Source organism: Shigella sp. FC1544, assembly GCF_001722145.1.
GTDB classification, from domain to species: Bacteria; Pseudomonadota; Gammaproteobacteria; order Enterobacterales; family Enterobacteriaceae; genus Escherichia; species Escherichia coli.
The window spans coordinates 1-18,089 of record NZ_MECT01000568.1 but is presented as its reverse complement, the minus strand read 5'-3'; the positions used below and the strand labels follow the sequence as shown (position 1 = coordinate 18,089).

Annotated in this window: 14 protein-coding genes, 3 pseudogenes and 1 other annotated feature; of the genes and pseudogenes, 10 read left to right on the top strand and 7 right to left on the bottom strand. The window is 51.5% G+C overall.

Features of this window, described 5'->3' with window-relative positions; all coding sequences use genetic code 11:
* Nucleotides 1-263, top strand: a 263-nt coding sequence (locus BGK49_RS22090) for an IS1 family transposase (RefSeq protein ID WP_000317683.1), incomplete at its 5' end; no start/stop codon positions are given.
* Between the two features lie 54 nt (nucleotides 264-317).
* On the opposite strand, the gene topA is transcribed toward BGK49_RS22090, so the two are convergent.
* Entirely contained in the window at nucleotides 318-2,915 is a 2,598-nt protein-coding gene (gene topA / locus BGK49_RS22085) for a type I DNA topoisomerase (RefSeq protein ID WP_001297122.1), read from the bottom strand.
* 379 nt (nucleotides 2,916-3,294) lie between these two features.
* Here topA and BGK49_RS22075 point away from each other — a divergent pair, with 379 nt between their 5' ends.
* A complete protein-coding gene (locus BGK49_RS22075; protein ID WP_001031530.1) occupies nucleotides 3,295-3,546 on the top strand; it encodes a YciN family protein in 252 nt (83 codons plus the stop codon).
* Between the two features lie 35 nt (nucleotides 3,547-3,581).
* Here the strand turns inward: BGK49_RS22075 and sohB are convergent, their stop codons facing one another.
* The gene (gene sohB / locus BGK49_RS22070) at nucleotides 3,582-4,631 is read right to left on the bottom strand and encodes a protease SohB (protein ID WP_000422066.1); all 1,050 of its coding nucleotides are present in this window, start codon (nucleotides 4,629-4,631) and stop codon (nucleotides 3,582-3,584) included.
* Between the two features lie 219 nt (nucleotides 4,632-4,850).
* Here sohB and BGK49_RS22060 point away from each other — a divergent pair, with 219 nt between their 5' ends.
* On the top strand, nucleotides 4,851-5,609 hold the full coding sequence (locus BGK49_RS22060) for a YciK family oxidoreductase (protein ID WP_000559290.1): 759 nt from the start codon (nucleotides 4,851-4,853) through the stop codon (nucleotides 5,607-5,609).
* Nucleotides 5,606-6,197, top strand: a pseudogene (gene cobO / locus BGK49_RS22055) (cob(I)yrinic acid a,c-diamide adenosyltransferase). Before BGK49_RS22060 ends, cobO begins: the two are co-directional and overlap by 4 nt.
* 39 nt (nucleotides 6,198-6,236) lie before the next feature.
* Here the strand turns inward: cobO and rluB are convergent.
* The 4 genes from rluB to rnm all read right to left on the bottom strand — a co-directional run bounded on the left by rluB (nucleotide 6,237) and on the right by rnm (nucleotide 10,741).
* Nucleotides 6,237-7,109 (bottom strand): 23S rRNA pseudouridine(2605) synthase RluB, encoded by an 873-nt coding sequence (rluB, locus tag BGK49_RS22050; protein WP_001291216.1) that lies wholly within the window; start codon nucleotides 7,107-7,109, stop codon nucleotides 6,237-6,239.
* 210 nt (nucleotides 7,110-7,319) lie between these two features.
* Entirely contained in the window at nucleotides 7,320-9,215 is a 1,896-nt protein-coding gene (locus BGK49_RS22045; RefSeq protein ID WP_005041692.1) for a DUF2207 domain-containing protein, read from the bottom strand.
* Between the two features lie 27 nt (nucleotides 9,216-9,242).
* Entirely contained in the window at nucleotides 9,243-9,863 is a 621-nt protein-coding gene (locus BGK49_RS22040; protein WP_001295575.1) for an L-threonylcarbamoyladenylate synthase, read from the bottom strand.
* Nucleotides 9,860-10,741 (bottom strand): RNase RNM, encoded by an 882-nt coding sequence (gene rnm, locus BGK49_RS22035; protein WP_001285651.1) that lies wholly within the window; start codon nucleotides 10,739-10,741, stop codon nucleotides 9,860-9,862. The genes BGK49_RS22040 and rnm overlap by 4 nt, the downstream gene beginning before the upstream one ends.
* Nucleotides 10,742-10,878: 137 nt before the next feature.
* Here rnm and trpL point away from each other — a divergent pair, with 137 nt between their 5' ends.
* The 6 genes and pseudogenes from trpL (at nucleotide 10,879) to trpA (ending at nucleotide 17,546) form a co-directional block, all read left to right on the top strand.
* Complete coding sequence (gene trpL, locus BGK49_RS29945) at nucleotides 10,879-10,923, top strand: trp operon leader peptide (RefSeq protein ID WP_001386774.1); 45 nt, start codon at nucleotides 10,879-10,881, stop codon at nucleotides 10,921-10,923.
* Nucleotides 10,900-10,993: a sequence feature (Trp leader region), on the top strand. (Overlaps the previous gene by 24 nt.)
* A 21-nt stretch (nucleotides 10,994-11,014) precedes the next feature.
* Nucleotides 11,015-12,578, top strand: a pseudogene (gene trpE, locus BGK49_RS22030) (anthranilate synthase component I).
* Nucleotides 12,578-14,173 (top strand): bifunctional anthranilate synthase glutamate amidotransferase component TrpG/anthranilate phosphoribosyltransferase TrpD, encoded by a 1,596-nt coding sequence (gene trpD / locus BGK49_RS22025; protein WP_000763539.1) that lies wholly within the window; start codon nucleotides 12,578-12,580, stop codon nucleotides 14,171-14,173. The pseudogene trpE and the gene trpD overlap by 1 nt, the downstream one beginning before the upstream one ends.
* Nucleotides 14,174-15,535 (top strand): bifunctional indole-3-glycerol-phosphate synthase TrpC/phosphoribosylanthranilate isomerase TrpF, encoded by a 1,362-nt coding sequence (trpCF, locus tag BGK49_RS22020; RefSeq protein WP_000983895.1) that lies wholly within the window; start codon nucleotides 14,174-14,176, stop codon nucleotides 15,533-15,535.
* Between the two features lie 11 nt (nucleotides 15,536-15,546).
* On the top strand, nucleotides 15,547-16,740 hold the full coding sequence (gene trpB, locus BGK49_RS22015; RefSeq protein WP_000209505.1) for a tryptophan synthase subunit beta: 1,194 nt from the start codon (nucleotides 15,547-15,549) through the stop codon (nucleotides 16,738-16,740).
* On the top strand, nucleotides 16,740-17,546 hold the full coding sequence (gene trpA, locus BGK49_RS22010) for a tryptophan synthase subunit alpha (RefSeq protein WP_000443080.1): 807 nt from the start codon (nucleotides 16,740-16,742) through the stop codon (nucleotides 17,544-17,546). Before trpB ends, trpA begins: the two co-directional genes overlap by 1 nt.
* A gap of 243 nt (nucleotides 17,547-17,789) precedes the next feature.
* Here the strand turns inward: trpA and BGK49_RS22005 are convergent.
* Nucleotides 17,790-18,089, bottom strand: a pseudogene (locus BGK49_RS22005) (IS1-like element IS1X2 family transposase); the annotation flags it as partial.

The window sequence follows — 18,089 nt, the reverse complement described above, 5'->3', positions numbered from 1 at the left end:
CCACACTGGAGCGTCTTCTGAGCCTGCTGTCGGCCTTTGAGGTCGTGGTATGGATGACGGATGGCTGGCCGCTGTATGAATCACGCCTGAAGGGAAAGCTGCACGTTATCAGCAAGCGTTACACTCAGCGCATTGAGCGACATAATCTGAATCTGAGACAACATCTGGCAAGGCTGGGACGGAAGTCACTGTCGTTCTCAAAATCGGTGGAGCTGCATGACAAGGTCATCGGGCATTATCTGAACATAAAACACTATCAGTAAGTTGGAGTCATTACCCGCGACCCTTTGTTTATAAAAACCTGACAGAATTAAAGGTTATTTTTTTCCTTCAACCCATTTGCCATCAACATAAAATGCTGACCAGCCAGTCGCCTTTCCGTCTTTTTCCGAAGAGACATATTGCTGTTTGGTTTTACGGCTAAAGCGAACCATGGTCTTATTACCTTCCGGATCCTGCTGTGGCGCATCGGCCAGATAACGCAGTTTTTCCGGCAGACGGTCGCGGAAGCGATAAAGCTCTTCCACCAGTGGCGCACGCGTTTCACGCGATTTCGGGAAAGTGTTGGCAGCCAGGAAAACACCCGCAGCGCCGTCACGCAGCACGAAATAAGCATCTGATTTTTCGCACGGCAGCTCAGGTAATGGCACCGGATCTTCTTTCGGTGGTGCCACTTCGCCGTTACGTAAAATCTTACGTGTGTTTTTACACTCTTCGTTGGTGCAGGCCATGTATTTACCGAAACGCCCCATTTTCAGGTGCATTTCAGAGCCACATTTTTCACACTCAACGATCGGGCCGTCATAACCTTTAATGCGGAATTCGCCCTCTTCGATCTCGTAACCGTCGCAGGTTGGGTTATTACCACAGACATGCAACTTACGTTTCGGATCGATGAGATAGCTGTCCATCGCCGTGCCGCATTTCGGGCAACGACGTTTTGCGCGCAGCGCGTTGGTTTCAGCGTCTTCGCCTTCCAGTACGTTCAGCACTTCGTTTTCCGGCACCAGGTTAATGGTGGTTTTGCAACGCTCTTTCGGCGGCAGCGCATAACCAGAACAGCCAAGGAATACCCCGGTGCTCGCTGTGCGAATCCCCATTTTGCGACCACAAGTCGGGCAGTCAATGCTGGTCAGAACCATCTGGTTCGGGCGCATACCACCCTCTTCCGGATCTTTTTCAGCTTTATCTAACTGCTGGGTGAAATCCGAGAAGAAGTGATCCAGTACAGCTTTCCACTCTGCTTCGTGATTTGCCACCTGGTCGAGGCTGTTTTCCATCTGTGCGGTGAAGTCGTAGTTCATTAACTCGCGGAAATTTTCTTCAAGGCGATCGGTGACGATTTCGCCCATTTTTTCCGCATAGAAACGACGATTTTCTACTCGCACGTAGCCACGATCCTGAATGGTCGAAATGATCGACGCATAGGTAGATGGACGACCGATACCGCGTTTTTCCAGCTCTTTAACCAGCGATGCTTCACTGAAACGGGCTGGCGGCTTGGTAAAGTGCTGGGCTGGTGTAAGTTCAACGAGCGTCAGAGCATCGCCTTTATTAACTGCTGGTAAGATGCGATCTTCATCGCCTTTACGCAACGCAGGCATCACTTTTGTCCAGCCATCAAAACGCAAAATACGACCGCGTGCTTTCAGGCGGAAATCGCCCGCACCAACGGTCAGCGTCGTGGAGTCATATTTCGCTGGGGTCATCTGGCAGGCTACGAACTGACGCCAGATTAACTGGTACAGTTTCTGCGCATCTGCTTCCATATCCTTCAGCGATTCCGCCATCACATTGACGTCAGAAGGACGAATCGCTTCGTGCGCTTCCTGTGAGTTTTCTTTGCTGGCGTACTGATTCGGACTTTCCGGCAGATATTTCTTACCAAAATTATCGCTGATATAACCGCGAACCATATTTACCGCGTCCTGACTCAGGTTAGTGGAGTCGGTACGCATGTAAGTGATATAGCCTGCTTCATACAAACGCTGCGCCATCATCATGGTTTTTTTCACGCCAAATCCAAGACGGGTGCTGGCAGCTTGTTGCAGCGTAGAGGTAATAAAAGGAGCGCCAGGTTTACTGGTTGTCGGTTTGTCTTCACGTTCCAGCACGCTGTAGCGCGCTTTTTCCAGCAGACTTACCGCAGCCTGAGTTTGTTCTTTGTTGACCGGACGGAACGGTTTGTCGTTCTGATGAGTCACCTGTAACGCCAACGCTTCACCAGATGGCGTGGTCGTGCTGGCATCGACTTCCCAGAACTCTTCCGGCACGAACGCTTTAATTTCACGCTCACGCTCGACCACCAGGCGAACCGCCACCGACTGCACACGACCGGCAGACAGACCACGAGCGATCTTTTTCCATAGCAGCGGCGAAACCATATACCCCACCACGCGGTCCATAAAGCGACGCGCCTGCTGGGCATTAACACGATCAATATTCAGCTCACCCGGTTTGTTAAATGCCTGGCGGATCGCGTTTTTAGTAATTTCGTTAAACACCACTCGGCTATAGCGCGCATCATCACCCCCAATCACTTCCCGCAGGTGCCATGCAATGGCTTCCCCTTCGCGGTCAAGGTCGGTTGCGAGATAGATGTGGTCGGCTTTTTCAGCCAGTTGTTTCAGTTCAGAGACGACCTTCTCTTTACCAGGCAACACTTCATAGTGCGCCTCCCAATTGTGCCACGGGTCAACCCCCATACGGTTGACGAGAGCGCCACGTTCATCCTTTTTAGGCTTTTTAGCCGTCTTGGTGGAGGTAGAGTCGGCACTCTTTTTGGCAGCTGAGCCACTGGTCGGCAAATCGCGGATGTGACCGACGCTGGATTTCACCACGTAGTCACTACCCAGATACTTGTTGATCGTTTTGGCTTTTGCCGGGGACTCAACGATGACAAGAGCTTTACCCATATTCACCTTACCTAATTTGATTCTTCCAGGAATGCGTCGCACGTTGATAAACCTTCCACTGGCAACGAGTTACCGATATGGACTCGTTCTCTGCGGATATCAACCCCTTGTCGTGACTCTGTTCACGAAAATTCAGGTGACTGAGTTAACAGGTCTTGGCCTACAGGCGCTATAGCACGACGGAATTTTGGTCGAATGTCAAGCAAATCTATTGCCAGATTGACGAAAGCGTCACACTGTACCTGATAAAATCCGATACGCAACTTTATTAGCATGCAAAATCCAAAGTTGCCAGTAAGGCGCTCTTGCCACCAGCGTGGTATATTTGTCTGCAAGCCATGCCTGGCGTAGACTAATGTCCTTGTTTAAGGAGTAAATAATGAACAAAGAGACACAACCCATCGACCGCGAAACGCTGTTGAAAGAGGCCAACAAAATCATTCGTGAGCATGAGGATACGCTCGCAGGGATTGAAGCCACCGGCGTCACGCAGCGTAATGGCGTGCTGGTATTTACCGGCGACTACTTTTTAGATGAACAAGGATTGCCAACAGCCAAAAGCACCGCGGTGTTTAATATGTTCAAACACCTGGCCCATGTGCTTTCAGAAAAATATCATCTGGTTGATTAAAGCAAAACGCGAGGTCTTAGCCTCGCGTTTGTCTTTTACATCAATGGCTTTTGACCCCGCTGCCACCAGCGTAGCAACAATCGATCGGCGCTCTCTGCCGCGCTGCCGGTGAATCGGTCAATGAGTCGTTTACGCTGCATATAGCGTACATTAACCACTTCACGGCCTTCCATCAGGCTAAGAATAACTTCATCACTGGTGTTGATTTCATCAACCAGGCCTTTCTCTACCGCCTGTTGTCCGTACCAGTGTTCACCTGTTGCCACCTGTTCAATATCCAGAGACGGACGCATACGCTTCACAAAATCTTTAAACAACTGATGCGTTTCGTTCAACTCTTCGCGGAATTTCTCCCGCCCTTCTTCGGTATTTTCACCCAGCAACGTCAGAGTACGCTTATACTGCCCGGCAGTGTGCAGTTCGATATCAATATATTTGCTTTTCAGGAAGCGGTTAAAGTTGGGCATTTGCGCCACCACCCCAATGGAACCCACAATAGCAAACGGTGCGGAAACAATTTTGTCCGCCACACAGGCCATCATGTAACCGCCGCTGGCAGCGACTTTGTCTACCGTAACAGTTAAAGGAATGTTTTTATCACGCAGACGCTGCAGCTGCGAAGCCGCCAACCCGTAACCATGCACCATGCCACCAGGGCTTTCCAGACGGAGCACAACCTGATCCTGCGGTTTGAATGCTGCGAGTACCGCCGTTATCTCTTCACGTAGCGAGTTCACTTCATGGGCGTCCATGCTGCCTTTAAAATCCAGCACCCAGACGCGAGGTTTACTGTCAGTTGCCACCTCGCCCAGTTTGGCTTTCGCTTTTGCTGCTTTCGCTTCTTGCTTGTGCTTTTTCTTCTGCGCTTTGTGCCACTGTTTTTGCTGATGTGAGCCCATCAGCGCCGCGGCCAGTTCTTCTTTCATCTCCTTATACTGTTCGCTGAGATTGTTGACCCGTAACTCGCCACGCTGGCGTTTATTACGTTGAGCAACATTGACAATAATGGCGGCAATCGCCGCAATCGCTAGCACAACGGTAACGATTTTCGCCAAAAACAAACCATATTCAGACAACAATTCCACGAGTCCCCACCTTGGTTAAACAACGCTTTGGCTCACAGTTTACAACAGGCATGTTAAGCCGTCTCGCAGAGATGTTATTGCAGCGAAAGTATGACAAAGTATCCATTTTGCGGTGTTATCGCCCCAGGCTGATTGAAATGCCCTTCTGTTTCAGGCATAAAGCCCCAAAGTCATAAAGTACACTGGCAGCGCGACAGACAACGTCGTTGAGGAGTAGCCATGCATTACCAGCCAAAACAAGATTTACTCAATGATCGCATTATCCTGGTGACGGGAGCCAGCGATGGGATTGGTCGTGAAGCCGCGATGACGTATGCACGCTATGGTGCGACAGTGATTCTGTTGGGCCGTAATGAAGAAAAATTACGTCAGGTAGCCAGCCACATAAACGAAGAAACTGGGCGTCAGCCACAGTGGTTTATTCTCGATTTGCTGACCTGCACGTCCGAAAATTGCCAACAACTGGCACAGCGCATTGTCGTTAATTATCCGCGTCTGGATGGTGTTTTGCATAATGCCGGATTGCTCGGCGATATTTGCCCAATGAGCGAACAAAATCCGCAGGTCTGGCAGGACGTCATGCAGGTCAACGTTAATGCCACCTTTATGCTCACCCAGGCACTGCTTCCTTTATTACTCAAATCGGACGCCGGTTCACTGGTCTTTACTTCATCAAGCGTTGGACGTCAGGGACGAGCTAACTGGGGTGCATATGCAGCGTCGAAATTTGCCACCGAAGGGATGATGCAGGTACTGGCCGATGAATATCAGCAGCGCCTGCGCGTCAACTGCATTAACCCAGGCGGTACTCGCACCGCAATGCGCGCAAGCGCCTTCCCGACCGAAGAGCCACAGAAACTTAAAACACCCGCTGATATCATGCCGCTCTACCTCTGGCTGATGGGCGATGACAGCCGCCGTAAAACCGGCATGACCTTTGACGCCCAACCGGGCCGTAAACCAGGAATTTCCCAATGAGTGATGAACGCTACCAACAGCGTCAGCAGCGAGTGAAAGAAAAAGTAGATGCTCGTGTGGCCCAGGCCCCAGGATGAACGCGGTATTATCATCGTCTTTACCGGCAATGGAAAAGGCAAAACCACCGCGGCATTTGGTACGGCAACACGCGCAGTTGGTCACGGAAAAAAAGTGGGCGTCGTGCAGTTTATTAAAGGCACCTGGCCTAATGGCGAACGCAATCTGCTGGAACCACATGGCGTTGAGTTTCAGGTGATGGCAACGGGCTTTACCTGGGATACACAAAACCGCGAGTCTGATACCGCCGCCTGCCGCGAAGTCTGGCAACATGCAAAGCGGATGCTTGCTGATTCCTCACTGGATATGGTTTTGCTTGATGAACTGACGTATATGGTGGCGTATGACTATTTGCCACTGGAAGAAGTGGTGCAGGCGTTAAATGAACGTCCACATCAACAGACGGTGATTATCACGGGTCGAGGCTGTCATCGGGATATTCTTGAACTGGCGGATACGGTAAGTGAGCTGCGCCCCATCAAACATGCGTTTGATGCCGGTGTTAAGGCGCAAATAGGGATTGATTATTAATCTGTAAAAATGCCGGATATGACGTCCGGCATACTTTGATTAACCGTTATTACGCCCGCCAGAACGACGACCGCCGCTCACCTGACTGTGACGTTTCACCGCACGACGAATCTGATTAGCCTTCATGCGACGACGGTCTTTTTCTACAGCGACTTTAGAGCTGGTTTCTGGCGGAAGCTCCACCAGTTCGCGCAGATAGTTAGTCTGGGCGAGGTCCAGCTCCGTCCAGCCACCGCGTGGCAGACCTTTTGGCAGTGGGATATCACCGTAACGAACACGGATCAGGCGGCTCACCTGCACACCAACCGCTTCCCACAGACGACGAACTTCACGGTTACGGCCTTCGGTCAGAGTCACGTTGTACCACTGGTTGATCCCTTCGCCGCCGCTGAACTTGATGGTTTTAAAAGCTGCCGGACCATCTTCCAGTTGCACGCCACGACTCAAATCACGCAGTTTCGCGTCGTCAACCTGACCAAATACACGCACGGCGTATTCACGTTCAACTTCACGGCTTGGATGCATTAAACGGTTTGCCAGTTCACCATCGGTGGTGAACAGCAGCAGACCACAGGTGTTAACGTCCAGACGACCTACGGCAATCCAGCGTGCGCCACGCAGCTTTGGCAGACGGTCAAACACCGTCGGACGCCCTTCCGGATCGTTACGGGTACACAACTCACCTTCCGGTTTGTAATAGGCCAGAACGCGACAAATTTGTTCAGCGGACTCACGTACCGAAATCAGATGACCATCGATACGAATTTTCAGCCCAGGGGTAACTTCAACGCGATCGCCGAGTTTAGCAATTTTGCCATCAACACTCACACGACCGGCTTCAATAATAGATTCGATTTCACGGCGGGAGCCGTGGCCAGCGCGGGCCAGCACTTTCTGTAATTTTTCGCTCATAGAGCTTCCTTTTGGTGTCGCCTTCCCAGGCGTCTGATATGCTTTTGTGCAACAGTGAGTCAGAACTTACATCTGACTCACTGATAGTAAAGTCTGTTTGAACTCTTCAGGCCTTAAGTAAACGACTCGACGTTTATCGGCCTGGCTTTGAGGCGCAACATACTACACTATCTTTATGGTTAAAGCTTGTTTCGATTAACATCAGCTTAATTACCAGCCACCACCGCCTCCGCCACCCGCGCCGCCGCCAGCACCACCACCGGAATAACTTCGCCCCAACAAACTGGTATTGGCCCCGCAACTTAGGTGCGTCTGTAATGAGAATAAAACGCCGTTACGGGCAATCTCTGGAGCGCGAATCGCCGAAGAAAGCGAAGGGGCAATGCGTAACGCCCATTCCCTCCCCAAATTTGCCGATATAGCCCAACCTAGCAACGCGTAATCCAGTTTCCGTGTTTCCCCTTTCCGCCGACGTCCACTGTGTGTTGCTGCCTCTTTACGCGCAAGATAGTTAACGATAGCTTCACCGCGGGCATAACGTTGCTGCCCAGTTTGGGTAAACTTTGGCAGAAAAATATACCCCATGCCAGTGAGATAACCGGTCAGGCAAACAGCGCTAAAATAACCCGCTGGCATATACCAGTAAAAGAATACATCTCCGATATTGATATAGAGAGAATAGAAGGCCACGCCTGAACAAATCAGTGGTAAAAACAAAGTGATGATTGCACGATTAACGCAAGGCTTGTCATCATCGCGGGCAAACAAAAGCTCAAGGGAACAAAATAAAAAAGGAATAATCCAGCAGATCATAATAAACATATCGCCTACCAGACTCATTCCTGCCCAACCTACGGGACTCAGGTTACCGTAGAGAATGATCGCCAATATTGCCAGTCCACCCCATTGCAAAAACGTATCAGGCCGGTAAAACAAAGACTTTTTACGCGGCAGATAAAATTTCTGCATCCGTAAAAATGCCCTGCGTAAGACTCTGTTGCGTCTCCCCGTAAGAACGACCTTATCGCCTTTACGAAATAACGCTTCCAGTAATAACTGCTCTGCGGGCAGTAATACCTCATTATTTCTGGTCGCGCCTTCATTAACACAAATCAGGATTTGCTGGTTCTTATCATACTGATCTTCCAGATGAATTTTTCCCTTCACGATCAGATTTACGATATCGGCACAGAAACCTTTATCGTCGTAAACCAGCTTCGCATCGAGACGTAACATGCCGGGCGTGTAATCTGGCGGAATGACATCGGTTTCAATCACATCTACCGGCGTAAATTGCGGCCTGCGCTTCCAGAGATATAACCATCCACAAACCAGGAATAGACACGGAAACCAAATTAACAACGATGACGTGGAGGGTAAAAGAAGATGGCTGAAAATATTCGTCGTTTGTGGAGCCGGGGCATTGCTAAGTAACGCGTGAGGCCAGCGGTAGAGTACCGTGAAATCTTCACGATAAAACGGATCGCGGGATTCAATTCTTCCGTCCTCAAGGATGCGGCCATTTCGATATGTGTCGCCCTCTTCTCCAGTAAAGAGATCGATTTCGCTAAATGGATTACCCGCGATATCAGGGTACTTGAGTGAAAATCGGGTCTTATAGATTTCAAACGGCCAGTGGTTACCAGTCACGTTCCAGATTAACAGATCTGAATCTCCCTCACGCAGGAAAGCATTTTTAACCTGATAATGAATTTGATAATGATAGTCGCCTTGAGGCAAGAAACGTTGTTTATCGCCCACGACAATACTCATTAACCCGATATGCCAGTCAAGATGCCAGGGTTCAGGAATACCATCACGAGTGACGCCAACAATATGATAGTTCAGCAGTGCAGCGTCCCCATCAGGCTGCATCCAGAGTCGTGGTAAATCACGATAAAATCCGTGCTTAATCTGCTGATTTCGCGCCTGAAAATGAATATTTTCTTTGATGTCGAGCACCCCATCCGGTTGCAGAGTGGCTTCAACATCAAAGAGCGAGATCCCTTCTTCATAAGAAGGGATCTCCGGGTTTTCTGCATAACTTAGAGATGATACAAACAGCCCTGCTATCAACAGCAAAATGCAGCGAAACTTCCCTGCCATAGTCTTCCATCCGTGGAACGCAATTTGTTATAAGAAAGGCTTCACATCACCCACGCCTTCACGCACCACGACCGGCGTATCATCGGTAAGATCAATGACCGTTGTCGGTTTCTGTCCGAGATAGCCGCCGTGGATAATCAAATCCACCTGTTTTTCCAGACGGTCTTTAATTTCTTCTGGATCGGATTCGGTAAATTCGCTGCCTGGCAGCATTAGCGAAGTGGAAAGCATCGGTTCGCCCAGTGCTTCAAGCAACGCCTGCGCAATCGGGTTAGAAGGCACACGCATACCGATGGTTTTGCGTTTTTCCTGCAACAGACGGCGTGGCACCTCCTTCGTCCCCTTCAGGATGAAGGTATAGTTGCCCGGCGTGTTGTTTTTCATTAAACGAAACGCAACGTTATCCACGAATGAATAGGTCGAAAGTTCAGAAAGATCGCGACACATCAGGGTAAAGTTGTGACCGTCCGGCAGCTGGCGAATACGACAAATACGCTCCATCGCGTTTTTATCTTCAATTTTACAGCCGAGCGCATAGCCGGAATCAGTTGGATAAACAATCACCCCGCCTTTACGCACGATCTCCACCGCCTGGTTGATCAGACGTTGCTGCGGGTTATCAGGATGAATATAAAAAAACTGGCTCATAATTCCCTCTCTGTGGTGTTCTGCGGCTGTTCCCATAGCTGCCAGACGCCTTCAACGCCTGCGGGCAGCCAGAGTTTACGACCCAGTTCGATCCACGGGCATGGCTGATGAAAATCAGATCCTTGTGATGCCCATAAATGATGCTGACGCGCAAGTGTCGTCAACTGGGTGCGTTCATTGGGCGATTGCTGGCACTGCGCGACTTCCATCGCGTCGCCGTGGTGTTCGGCAAAATGCGCAACCAATCTTTTCAGCCATTTAGCACTAAGATTGTACCGCCCAGGATGAGCTAGCACCGCCTTACCGCCAGAATGATGAATGACATCAATAGCTTGTTCTATTGTACACCACTGTGGCGGAACGTATCCGGTTTTCCCGCGCGCCAGATACTTTTTAAAGACATCTGCCATTGAACTGGCTTTGCCGCACTCAACAAGGAAACGCGCAAAATGACCGCGCGTCACTGCGCCGCCCTGCGCCAGTCGTTGTGCGCCTTCCAGCGCCCCAGGTATTTGCGCTTTTTCAAGTCTTTCGGCAATTTGCTGCGCCCGCTGATTGCGCCGTTCTGTCTGCTGCGCGAGGAACTCACACATTAGCGGATGAGTAATATCAATATTCAGCCCGACAATATGAATTTCATGATTTTCCCAGACCGTGGAAATTTCCACGCCGGGAATAAGATTCAGCGCCAGTCCCGAACGTGAAATTTCCTCTCTTGCTGGCGCGATTGCAGCTGTGGTGTCATGGTCGGTGATCGCCAGGGTGCCGACGCGCATCTCGACTGCACGGTGCACCAATGCTTCTGGCGTCAGGCAGCCATCGGAAGCTATGGTATGGCTGTGCAGGTCGTAAATCACTGCGTAATTCGTGTCGCTCAAGGCGCACTCCCGTTCTGGATAATGTTTTTTGCGCCGACATCATAACGGTTCTGGCAAATATTCTGAAATCAGCTGTTGACAATTAATCATCGAACTAGTTAACTAGTACGCTAGTTCACGTAAAAAGGGTATCGACAATGAAAGCAATTTTCGTACTGAAAGCTTGGTGGCGCACTTCCTGAAACGGGCAGTGTATTCACCATGCGTAAAGCAATCAGATACCCAGCCCGCCTAATGAGCGGGCTTTTTTTTGAACAAAATTAGAGAATAACAATGCAAACACAAAAACCGACTCTCGAACTGCTAACCTGCGAAGGCGCTTATCGCGACAACCCGACTGCGCTTTTTCACCAGTTGTGTGGGGATCGTCCGGCAACGCTGCTGCTGGAATCCGCAGATATCGACAGCAAAGATGATTTAAAAAGCCTGCTACTGGTAGACAGTGCGCTGCGCATTACAGCATTAGGTGACACTGTCACAATTCAGGCACTTTCCGGCAACGGCGAAGCCCTGCTGACACTACTGGATAACGCCCTGCCTGCGGGTGTGGAAAATGAACAATCACCAAACTGCCGTGTGCTGCGCTTCCCCCCTGTCAGTCCACTGCTGGATGAAGACGCTCGCTTATGCTCCCTTTCGGTTTTTGACGCTTTCCGTTTATTGCAGAATCTGTTGAATGTACCGAAGGAAGAACGAGAAGCAATGTTCTTCGGCGGCCTGTTCTCTTATGACCTTGTGGCGGGATTTGAAGATTTACCGCAACTGTCAGCGGAAAATAACTGCCCTGATTTCTGTTTTTATCTCGCTGAAACGCTGATGGTGATTGACCATCAGAAAAAAAAACACCCGCATTCAGGCCAGCCTGTTTGCTCCGAATGAAGAAGAAAAACAACGTCTCACTGCTCGCCTGAACGATCTTCGCCAGCAGCTGACCGAAGCCGCGCCGCCGCTGCCGGTGGTTTCCATGCCGCATATGCGTTGTGAATGTAACCAGAGCGATGAAGAGTTCGGTGGCGTGGTGCGTTTGTTGCAAAAAGCGATTCGCACCGGAGAAATTTTCCAGGTGGTGCCGTCTCGCCGTTTCTCTCTGCCCTGCCCGTCACCGCTGGCGGCCTATTACGTGCTGAAAAAGAGTAATCCCAGCCCGTACATGTTTTTTATGCAGGATAATGATTTCACCCTGTTTGGCGCGTCGCCGGAAAGTTCGCTCAAGTATGACGCCACCAGCCGCCAGATTGAGATCTACCCGATTGCCGGAACACGCCCGCGCGGTCGTCGCGCCGATGGTTCACTGGACAGAGACCTCGACAGCCGCATCGAACTGGAAATGCGTACCGATCATAAAGAGCTTTCTGAACATCTGATGCTGGTGGATCTCGCCCGTAATGATCTGGCACGCATTTGCACCCCCGGCAGCCGCTACGTCGCCAATCTTACCAAAGTTGACCGTTACTCTTACGTGATGTACCAGGTCTCCCGCGTGGTCGGTGAGCTGCGCCACGATCTCGACGCCCTGCACGCTTACCGCGCCTGTATGAATATGGGGACGTTAAGCGGTGCGCCGAAAGTACGCGCCATGCAGTTAATTGCCGAGGCGGAAGGTCGTCGCCGCGGCAGCTACGGCGGCGCGGTAGGTTATTTCACCGCGCATGGCGATCTCGACACCTGCATTGTGATCCGCTCGGCGCTGGTGGAAAACGGTATCGCCACCGTGCAAGCCGGTGCTGGCATAGTCCTTGATTCTGTTCCGCAGTCGGAAGCCGACGAAACCCGTAATAAAGCCCGCGCTGTACTGCGCGCTATTGCCACCGCGCATCATGCACAGGAGACTTTCTGATGGCTGACATTCTGCTGCTCGATAATATCGACTCTTTTACGTACAACCTGGCAGATCAGTTGCGCAGCAATGGGCATAATGTGGTGATTTACCGCAACCATATTCCGGCGCAGACCTTAATTGAACGCCTGGCGACGATGAGCAATCCGGTGCTGATGCTTTCTCCTGGCCCCGGTGTGCCGAGCGAAGCCGGTTGTATGCCGGAACTCCTCACCCGCTTGCGTGGCAAGCTGCCCATTATTGGCATTTGCCTCGGACATCAGGCGATTGTCGAAGCTTACGGGGGCTATGTCGGTCAGGCGGGCGAAATTCTCCACGGTAAAGCCTCCAGCATTGAACACGACGGTCAGGCGATGTTTGCCGGATTAACAAACCCGCTGCCAGTGGCGCGTTATCACTCGCTGGTTGGCAGTAACATTCCGGCCGGTTTAACCATCAACGCCCATTTTAATGGCATGGTGATGGCAGTACGTCACGATGCGGATCGCGTTTGTGGATTCCAGTTCCATCCGGAATCCATTCTTACTACCCAGGGCGCTCGCCTGCTGGAACAAACGCTGGCCTGGGCGCAGCGGAAACTAGAGCCAACCAACACGCTGCAACCGATTCTGGAAAAACTGTATCAGGCGCAGACGCTTAGCCAGCAAGAAAGCCACCAGCTGTTTTCAGCAGTGGTACGTGGCGAACTGAAACCGGAACAACTGGCGGCGGCGCTGGTGAGCATGAAAATTCGCGGCGAGCACCCGAACGAGATCGCCGGAGCAGCAACCGCGTTACTGGAAAACGCCGCGCCGTTCCCGCGCCCGGATTATCTGTTTGCCGATATCGTCGGCACCGGTGGTGACGGCAGTAACAGCATCAATATTTCCACCGCCAGTGCGTTTGTCGCCGCGGCCTGTGGGCTGAAAGTGGCGAAACACGGCAACCGTAGCGTCTCCAGTAAATCTGGTTCGTCCGATCTGCTGGCGGCGTTCGGTATTAATCTTGATATGAATGCCGATAAATCGCGCCAAGCGCTGGATGAGTTAGGCGTATGTTTCCTCTTTGCGCCGAAATATCACACCGGATTTCGCCATGCGATGCCGGTTCGCCAGCAACTGAAAACCCGCACTCTGTTCAACGTGCTGGGACCATTGATTAACCCGGCGCATCCGCCGCTGGCGTTAATTGGTGTTTATAGTCCGGAACTGGTGCTGCCGATTGCCGAAACCTTGCGCGTGCTGGGGTATCAACGCGCGGCGGTAGTGCACAGCGGCGGTATGGATGAAGTTTCATTACACGCGCCGACAATCGTTGCCGAACTGCATGACGGTGAAATTAAGAGCTATCAGCTAACTGCAGAAGATTTTGGCCTGACACCCTACCACCAGGAGCAACTGGCAGGCGGAACACCGGAAGAAAACCGTGACATTTTAACACGCTTGTTACAAGGTAAAGGCGACGCCGCTCACGAAGCAGCCGTCGCGGCGAATGTCGCCATGTTAATGCGCCTGCATGGCCATGAAGATCTGCAAGCCAATGCGCAAACCGTTCTTGAGGTACTGCGCAGTGGTTCCGCTTACGACAGAGTTACCGCACTGGCGGCACGAGGGTAAATGATGCAAACCGTTTTAGCGAAAATCGTCGCAGACAAGGCGATTTGGGTAGAAACCCGCAAACAGCAGCAACCGCTGGCCAGTTTTCAGAATGAGGTTCAGCCGAGCACGCGACATTTTTATGATGCGCTACAGGGTGCACGCACGGCGTTTATTCTGGAGTGCAAGAAAGCGTCGCCGTCAAAAGGCGTGATCCGTGATGATTTCGATCCGGCACGCATTGCCGCCATTTATAAACATTACGCTTCGGCAATTTCGGTGCTGACTGATGAGAAATATTTTCAGGGGAGCTTTGATTTCCTCCCCATCGTCAGCCAAATCGCCCCGCAGCCGATTTTATGTAAAGACTTCATTATCGACCCTTACCAGATCTATCTGGCGCGCTATTACCAGGCCGATGCCTGCTTATTAATGCTTTCAGTACTGGATGACGACCAATATCGCCAGCTTGCAGCCGTCGCTCACAGTCTGGAGATGGGGGGGCTGACCGAAGTCAGTAATGAAGAGGAACTGGAGCGCGCCATTGCATTAGGGGCAAAGGTCGTTGGCATCAACAACCGCGATCTACGTGATTTGTCGATTGATCTCAACCGTACCCGCGAGCTTGCGCCGAAACTGGGGCACAACGTAACGGTAATCAGCGAATCCGGCATCAATACTTACGCTCAGGTGCGCGAGTTAAGCCACTTCGCTAACGGTTTTCTGATTGGTTCGGCGTTGATGGCCCATGACGATTTGCACGCCGCCGTGCGCCGGGTGTTGCTGGGTGAGAATAAAGTATGTGGCCTGACGCGTGGGCAAGATGCTAAAGCAGCTTATGACGCGGGCGCGATTTACGGTGGGTTGATTTTTGTCGCGACATCACCGCGTTGCGTCAACGTTGAACAGGCGCAGGAAGTGATGGCTGCGGCACCGTTGCAGTATGTTGGCGTGTTCCGCAATCACGATATTGCCGATGTGGTGGACAAAGCTAAGGTGTTATCGCTGGCGGCAGTGCAACTGCATGGTAATGAAGATCAGCTGTATATCGATACGCTGCGTGAAGCTCTGCCAGCACATGTTGCCATCTGGAAAGCATTAAGCGTCGGTGAAACCCTGCCCGCCCGCGAGTTTCAGCACGTTGATAAATATGTTTTAGACAACGGCCAGGGTGGAAGCGGGCAATGTTTTGACTGGTCACTATTAAATGGTCAATCGCTTGGCAACGTTCTGCTGGCGGGGGGCTTAGGCGCAGATAACTGCGTGGAAGCGGCACAAACCGGCTGCGCCGGACTTGATTTTAATTCTGCTGTAGAGTCGCAACCGGGCATCAAAGACGCACGTCTTTTGGCCTCGGTTTTCCAGACGCTGCGCGCATATTAAGGAAAGGAACAATGACAACATTACTTAACCCCTATTTTGGTGAGTTTGGCGGCATGTACGTGCCACAAATCCTGATGCCTGCTCTGCGCCAGCTGGAAGAAGCTTTTGTCAGCGCGCAAAAAGATCCTGAATTTCAGGCTCAGTTCAACGACCTGCTGAAAAACTATGCCGGGCGTCCAACCGCGCTGACCAAATGCCAGAACATTACGGCTGGGACGAACACCACGCTGTATCTGAAGCGCGAAGATTTGCTGCACGGCGGCGCGCATAAAACTAACCAGGTGCTCGGTCAGGCTTTACTGGCGAAGCGGATGGGTAAAACCGAAATCATCGCCGAAACCGGTGCCGGTCAGCATGGCGTGGCGTCGGCCCTTGCCAGCGCCCTGCTCGGCCTGAAATGCCGTATTTATATGGGTGCCAAAGACGTTGAACGCCAGTCGCCTAACGTTTTTCGTATGCGATTAATGGGTGCGGAAGTGATCCCGGTACATAGCGGTTCCGCGACGCTGAAAGATGCCTGTAACGAGGCGCTGCGCGACTGGTCCGGCAGTTATGAAACCGCGCACTATATGCTGGGCACCGCAGCTGGCCCACATCCTTATCCGACCATTGTGTGTGAGTTTCAGCGGATGATTGGCGAAGAAACGAAAGCGCAGATTCTGGAAAGAGAAGGTCGCCTGCCGGATGCCGTTATCGCCTGTGTTGGCGGCGGTTCGAATGCCATCGGCATGTTTGCAGATTTCATCAACGAAACCAACGTCGGCCTGATTGGTGTGGAGCCGGGTGGTCACGGTATCGAAACTGGCGAGCACGGCGCACCGCTAAAACATGGTCGCGTGGGCATTTATTTCGGTATGAAAGCGCCGATGACGCAAACCGAAGACGGGCAGATTGAAGAATCTTACTCCATCTCCGCCGGACTGGATTTCCCGTCTGTCGGCCCACAACACGCGTATCTTAACAGCACTGGACGCGCTGATTACGTGTCTATTACCGATGATGAAGCCCTTGAAGCCTTCAAAACGCTGTGCCTGCACGAAGGGATTATCCCGGCGCTGGAGTCTTCCCACGCCCTGGCCCATGCGCTGAAAATGATGCGCGAAACCCCGGAAAAAGAGCAGCTACTGGTGGTTAACCTTTCCGGTCGCGGCGATAAAGACATCTTCACCGTTCACGATATTTTGAAATCACGAGGGGAAATCTGATGGAACGCTACGAATCTCTGTTTGCCCAGTTGAAGGAGCGCAAAGAAGGCGCATTCGTTCCTTTCGTCACGCTCGGGGATCCGGGCATTGAGCAGTCATTGAAAATTATCGATACGCTAATTGAAGCCGGTGCTGACGCGCTGGAGTTAGGTATCCCCTTCTCCGACCCACTGGCGGATGGCCCGACCATTCAAAACGCCACTCTGCGCGCCTTTGCGGCAGGTGTGACTCCGGCACAATGTTTTGAAATGCTGGCACTGATTCGCCAGAAACACCCGACCATTCCCATTGGCCTGTTGATGTATGCCAATCTGGTGTTTAACAAAGGCATTGATGAGTTTTATGCCCAGAGCGAGAAAGTCGGCGTCGATTCGGTGCTGGTTGCCGATGTGCCAGTTGAAGAGTCCGCGCCCTTCCGCCAGGCCGCGTTGCGCCATAATGTCGCACCTATCTTCATCTGCCCGCCAAATGCCGATGACGACCTGCTGCGCCAGATAGCCTCTTACGGTCGTGGTTACACCTATTTGCTGTCACGAGCGGGCGTGACCGGCGCAGAAAACCGCGCCGCGTTACCCCTCAATCATCTGGTTGCGAAGCTGAAAGAGTACAACGCTGCACCTCCATTGCAGGGGTTTGGTATTTCCGCCCCGGATCAGGTAAAAGCAGCGATTGATGCAGGAGCTGCGGGCGCGATTTCTGGTTCGGCCATTGTTAAAATCATCGAGCAACATATTAATGAGCCAGAGAAAATGCTGGCGGCACTGAAAGTTTTTGTACAACCGATGAAAGCGGCGACGCGCAGTTAATCCCACAGCCGCCAGTTCCGTTGGCGGCATTTTAACTTTCTTTAATGAAGCCGGAAAAATCCTAAATTCATTTAATATTTATCTTTTTACCGCTTCGCTTACCCCTGTCGAACGTCAACTTACGTCATTTTTCCGCCCAACAGTAATATAATCAAACAAATTAATCCCGCAACATAACACCAGTAAAATCAATAATTTTCTCTAAGTCACTTATTCCTCAGATAATTGGGTAATGACTCCAACTTACTGATAGTGTTTTATGTTCAGATAATGCCCGATGACCTTGTCATGCAGCTCCACCGATTTTGAGAACGACAGTGACTTCCGTCCCAGCCTTGCCAGATGTTGTCTCAGATTCAGATTATGTCGCTCAATGCGCTGAGTGTAACGCTTGCTGATAACGTGCAGCTTTCCCTTCAGGCGTGATTCATACAGCGGCCAGCCATCCGTCATCCATACCACGACCTCAAAGGCCGACAGCAGGCTCAGAAGACGCTCCAGTGTGGCCAGAGTGCGTTCACCGAAGACGTGCGCCACAACCGT

Bases quoted from the DNA above. Each gene is read 5' to 3' on its own strand.
- topA (WP_001297122.1), bottom strand. From the start codon at position 2,915: ATGGGTAAAGCTCTTGTCATCGTTGAGTCCCCGGCAAAAGCCAAAACG.
- BGK49_RS22075 (WP_001031530.1), top strand. From the start codon at position 3,295: ATGAACAAAGAGACACAACCCATCGACCGCGAAACGCTGTTGAAAGAG.
- BGK49_RS22060 (WP_000559290.1), top strand. From the start codon at position 4,851: ATGCATTACCAGCCAAAACAAGATTTACTCAATGATCGCATTATCCTG.
- rluB (WP_001291216.1), bottom strand. From the start codon at position 7,109: ATGAGCGAAAAATTACAGAAAGTGCTGGCCCGCGCTGGCCACGGCTCC.
- BGK49_RS22045 (WP_005041692.1), bottom strand. From the start codon at position 9,215: ATGGCAGGGAAGTTTCGCTGCATTTTGCTGTTGATAGCAGGGCTGTTT.
- BGK49_RS22040 (WP_001295575.1), bottom strand. From the start codon at position 9,863: ATGAGCCAGTTTTTTTATATTCATCCTGATAACCCGCAGCAACGTCTG.
- trpD (WP_000763539.1), top strand. From the start codon at position 12,578: ATGGCTGACATTCTGCTGCTCGATAATATCGACTCTTTTACGTACAAC.
- trpCF (WP_000983895.1), top strand. From the start codon at position 14,174: ATGATGCAAACCGTTTTAGCGAAAATCGTCGCAGACAAGGCGATTTGG.
- trpB (WP_000209505.1), top strand. From the start codon at position 15,547: ATGACAACATTACTTAACCCCTATTTTGGTGAGTTTGGCGGCATGTAC.
- trpA (WP_000443080.1), top strand. From the start codon at position 16,740: ATGGAACGCTACGAATCTCTGTTTGCCCAGTTGAAGGAGCGCAAAGAA.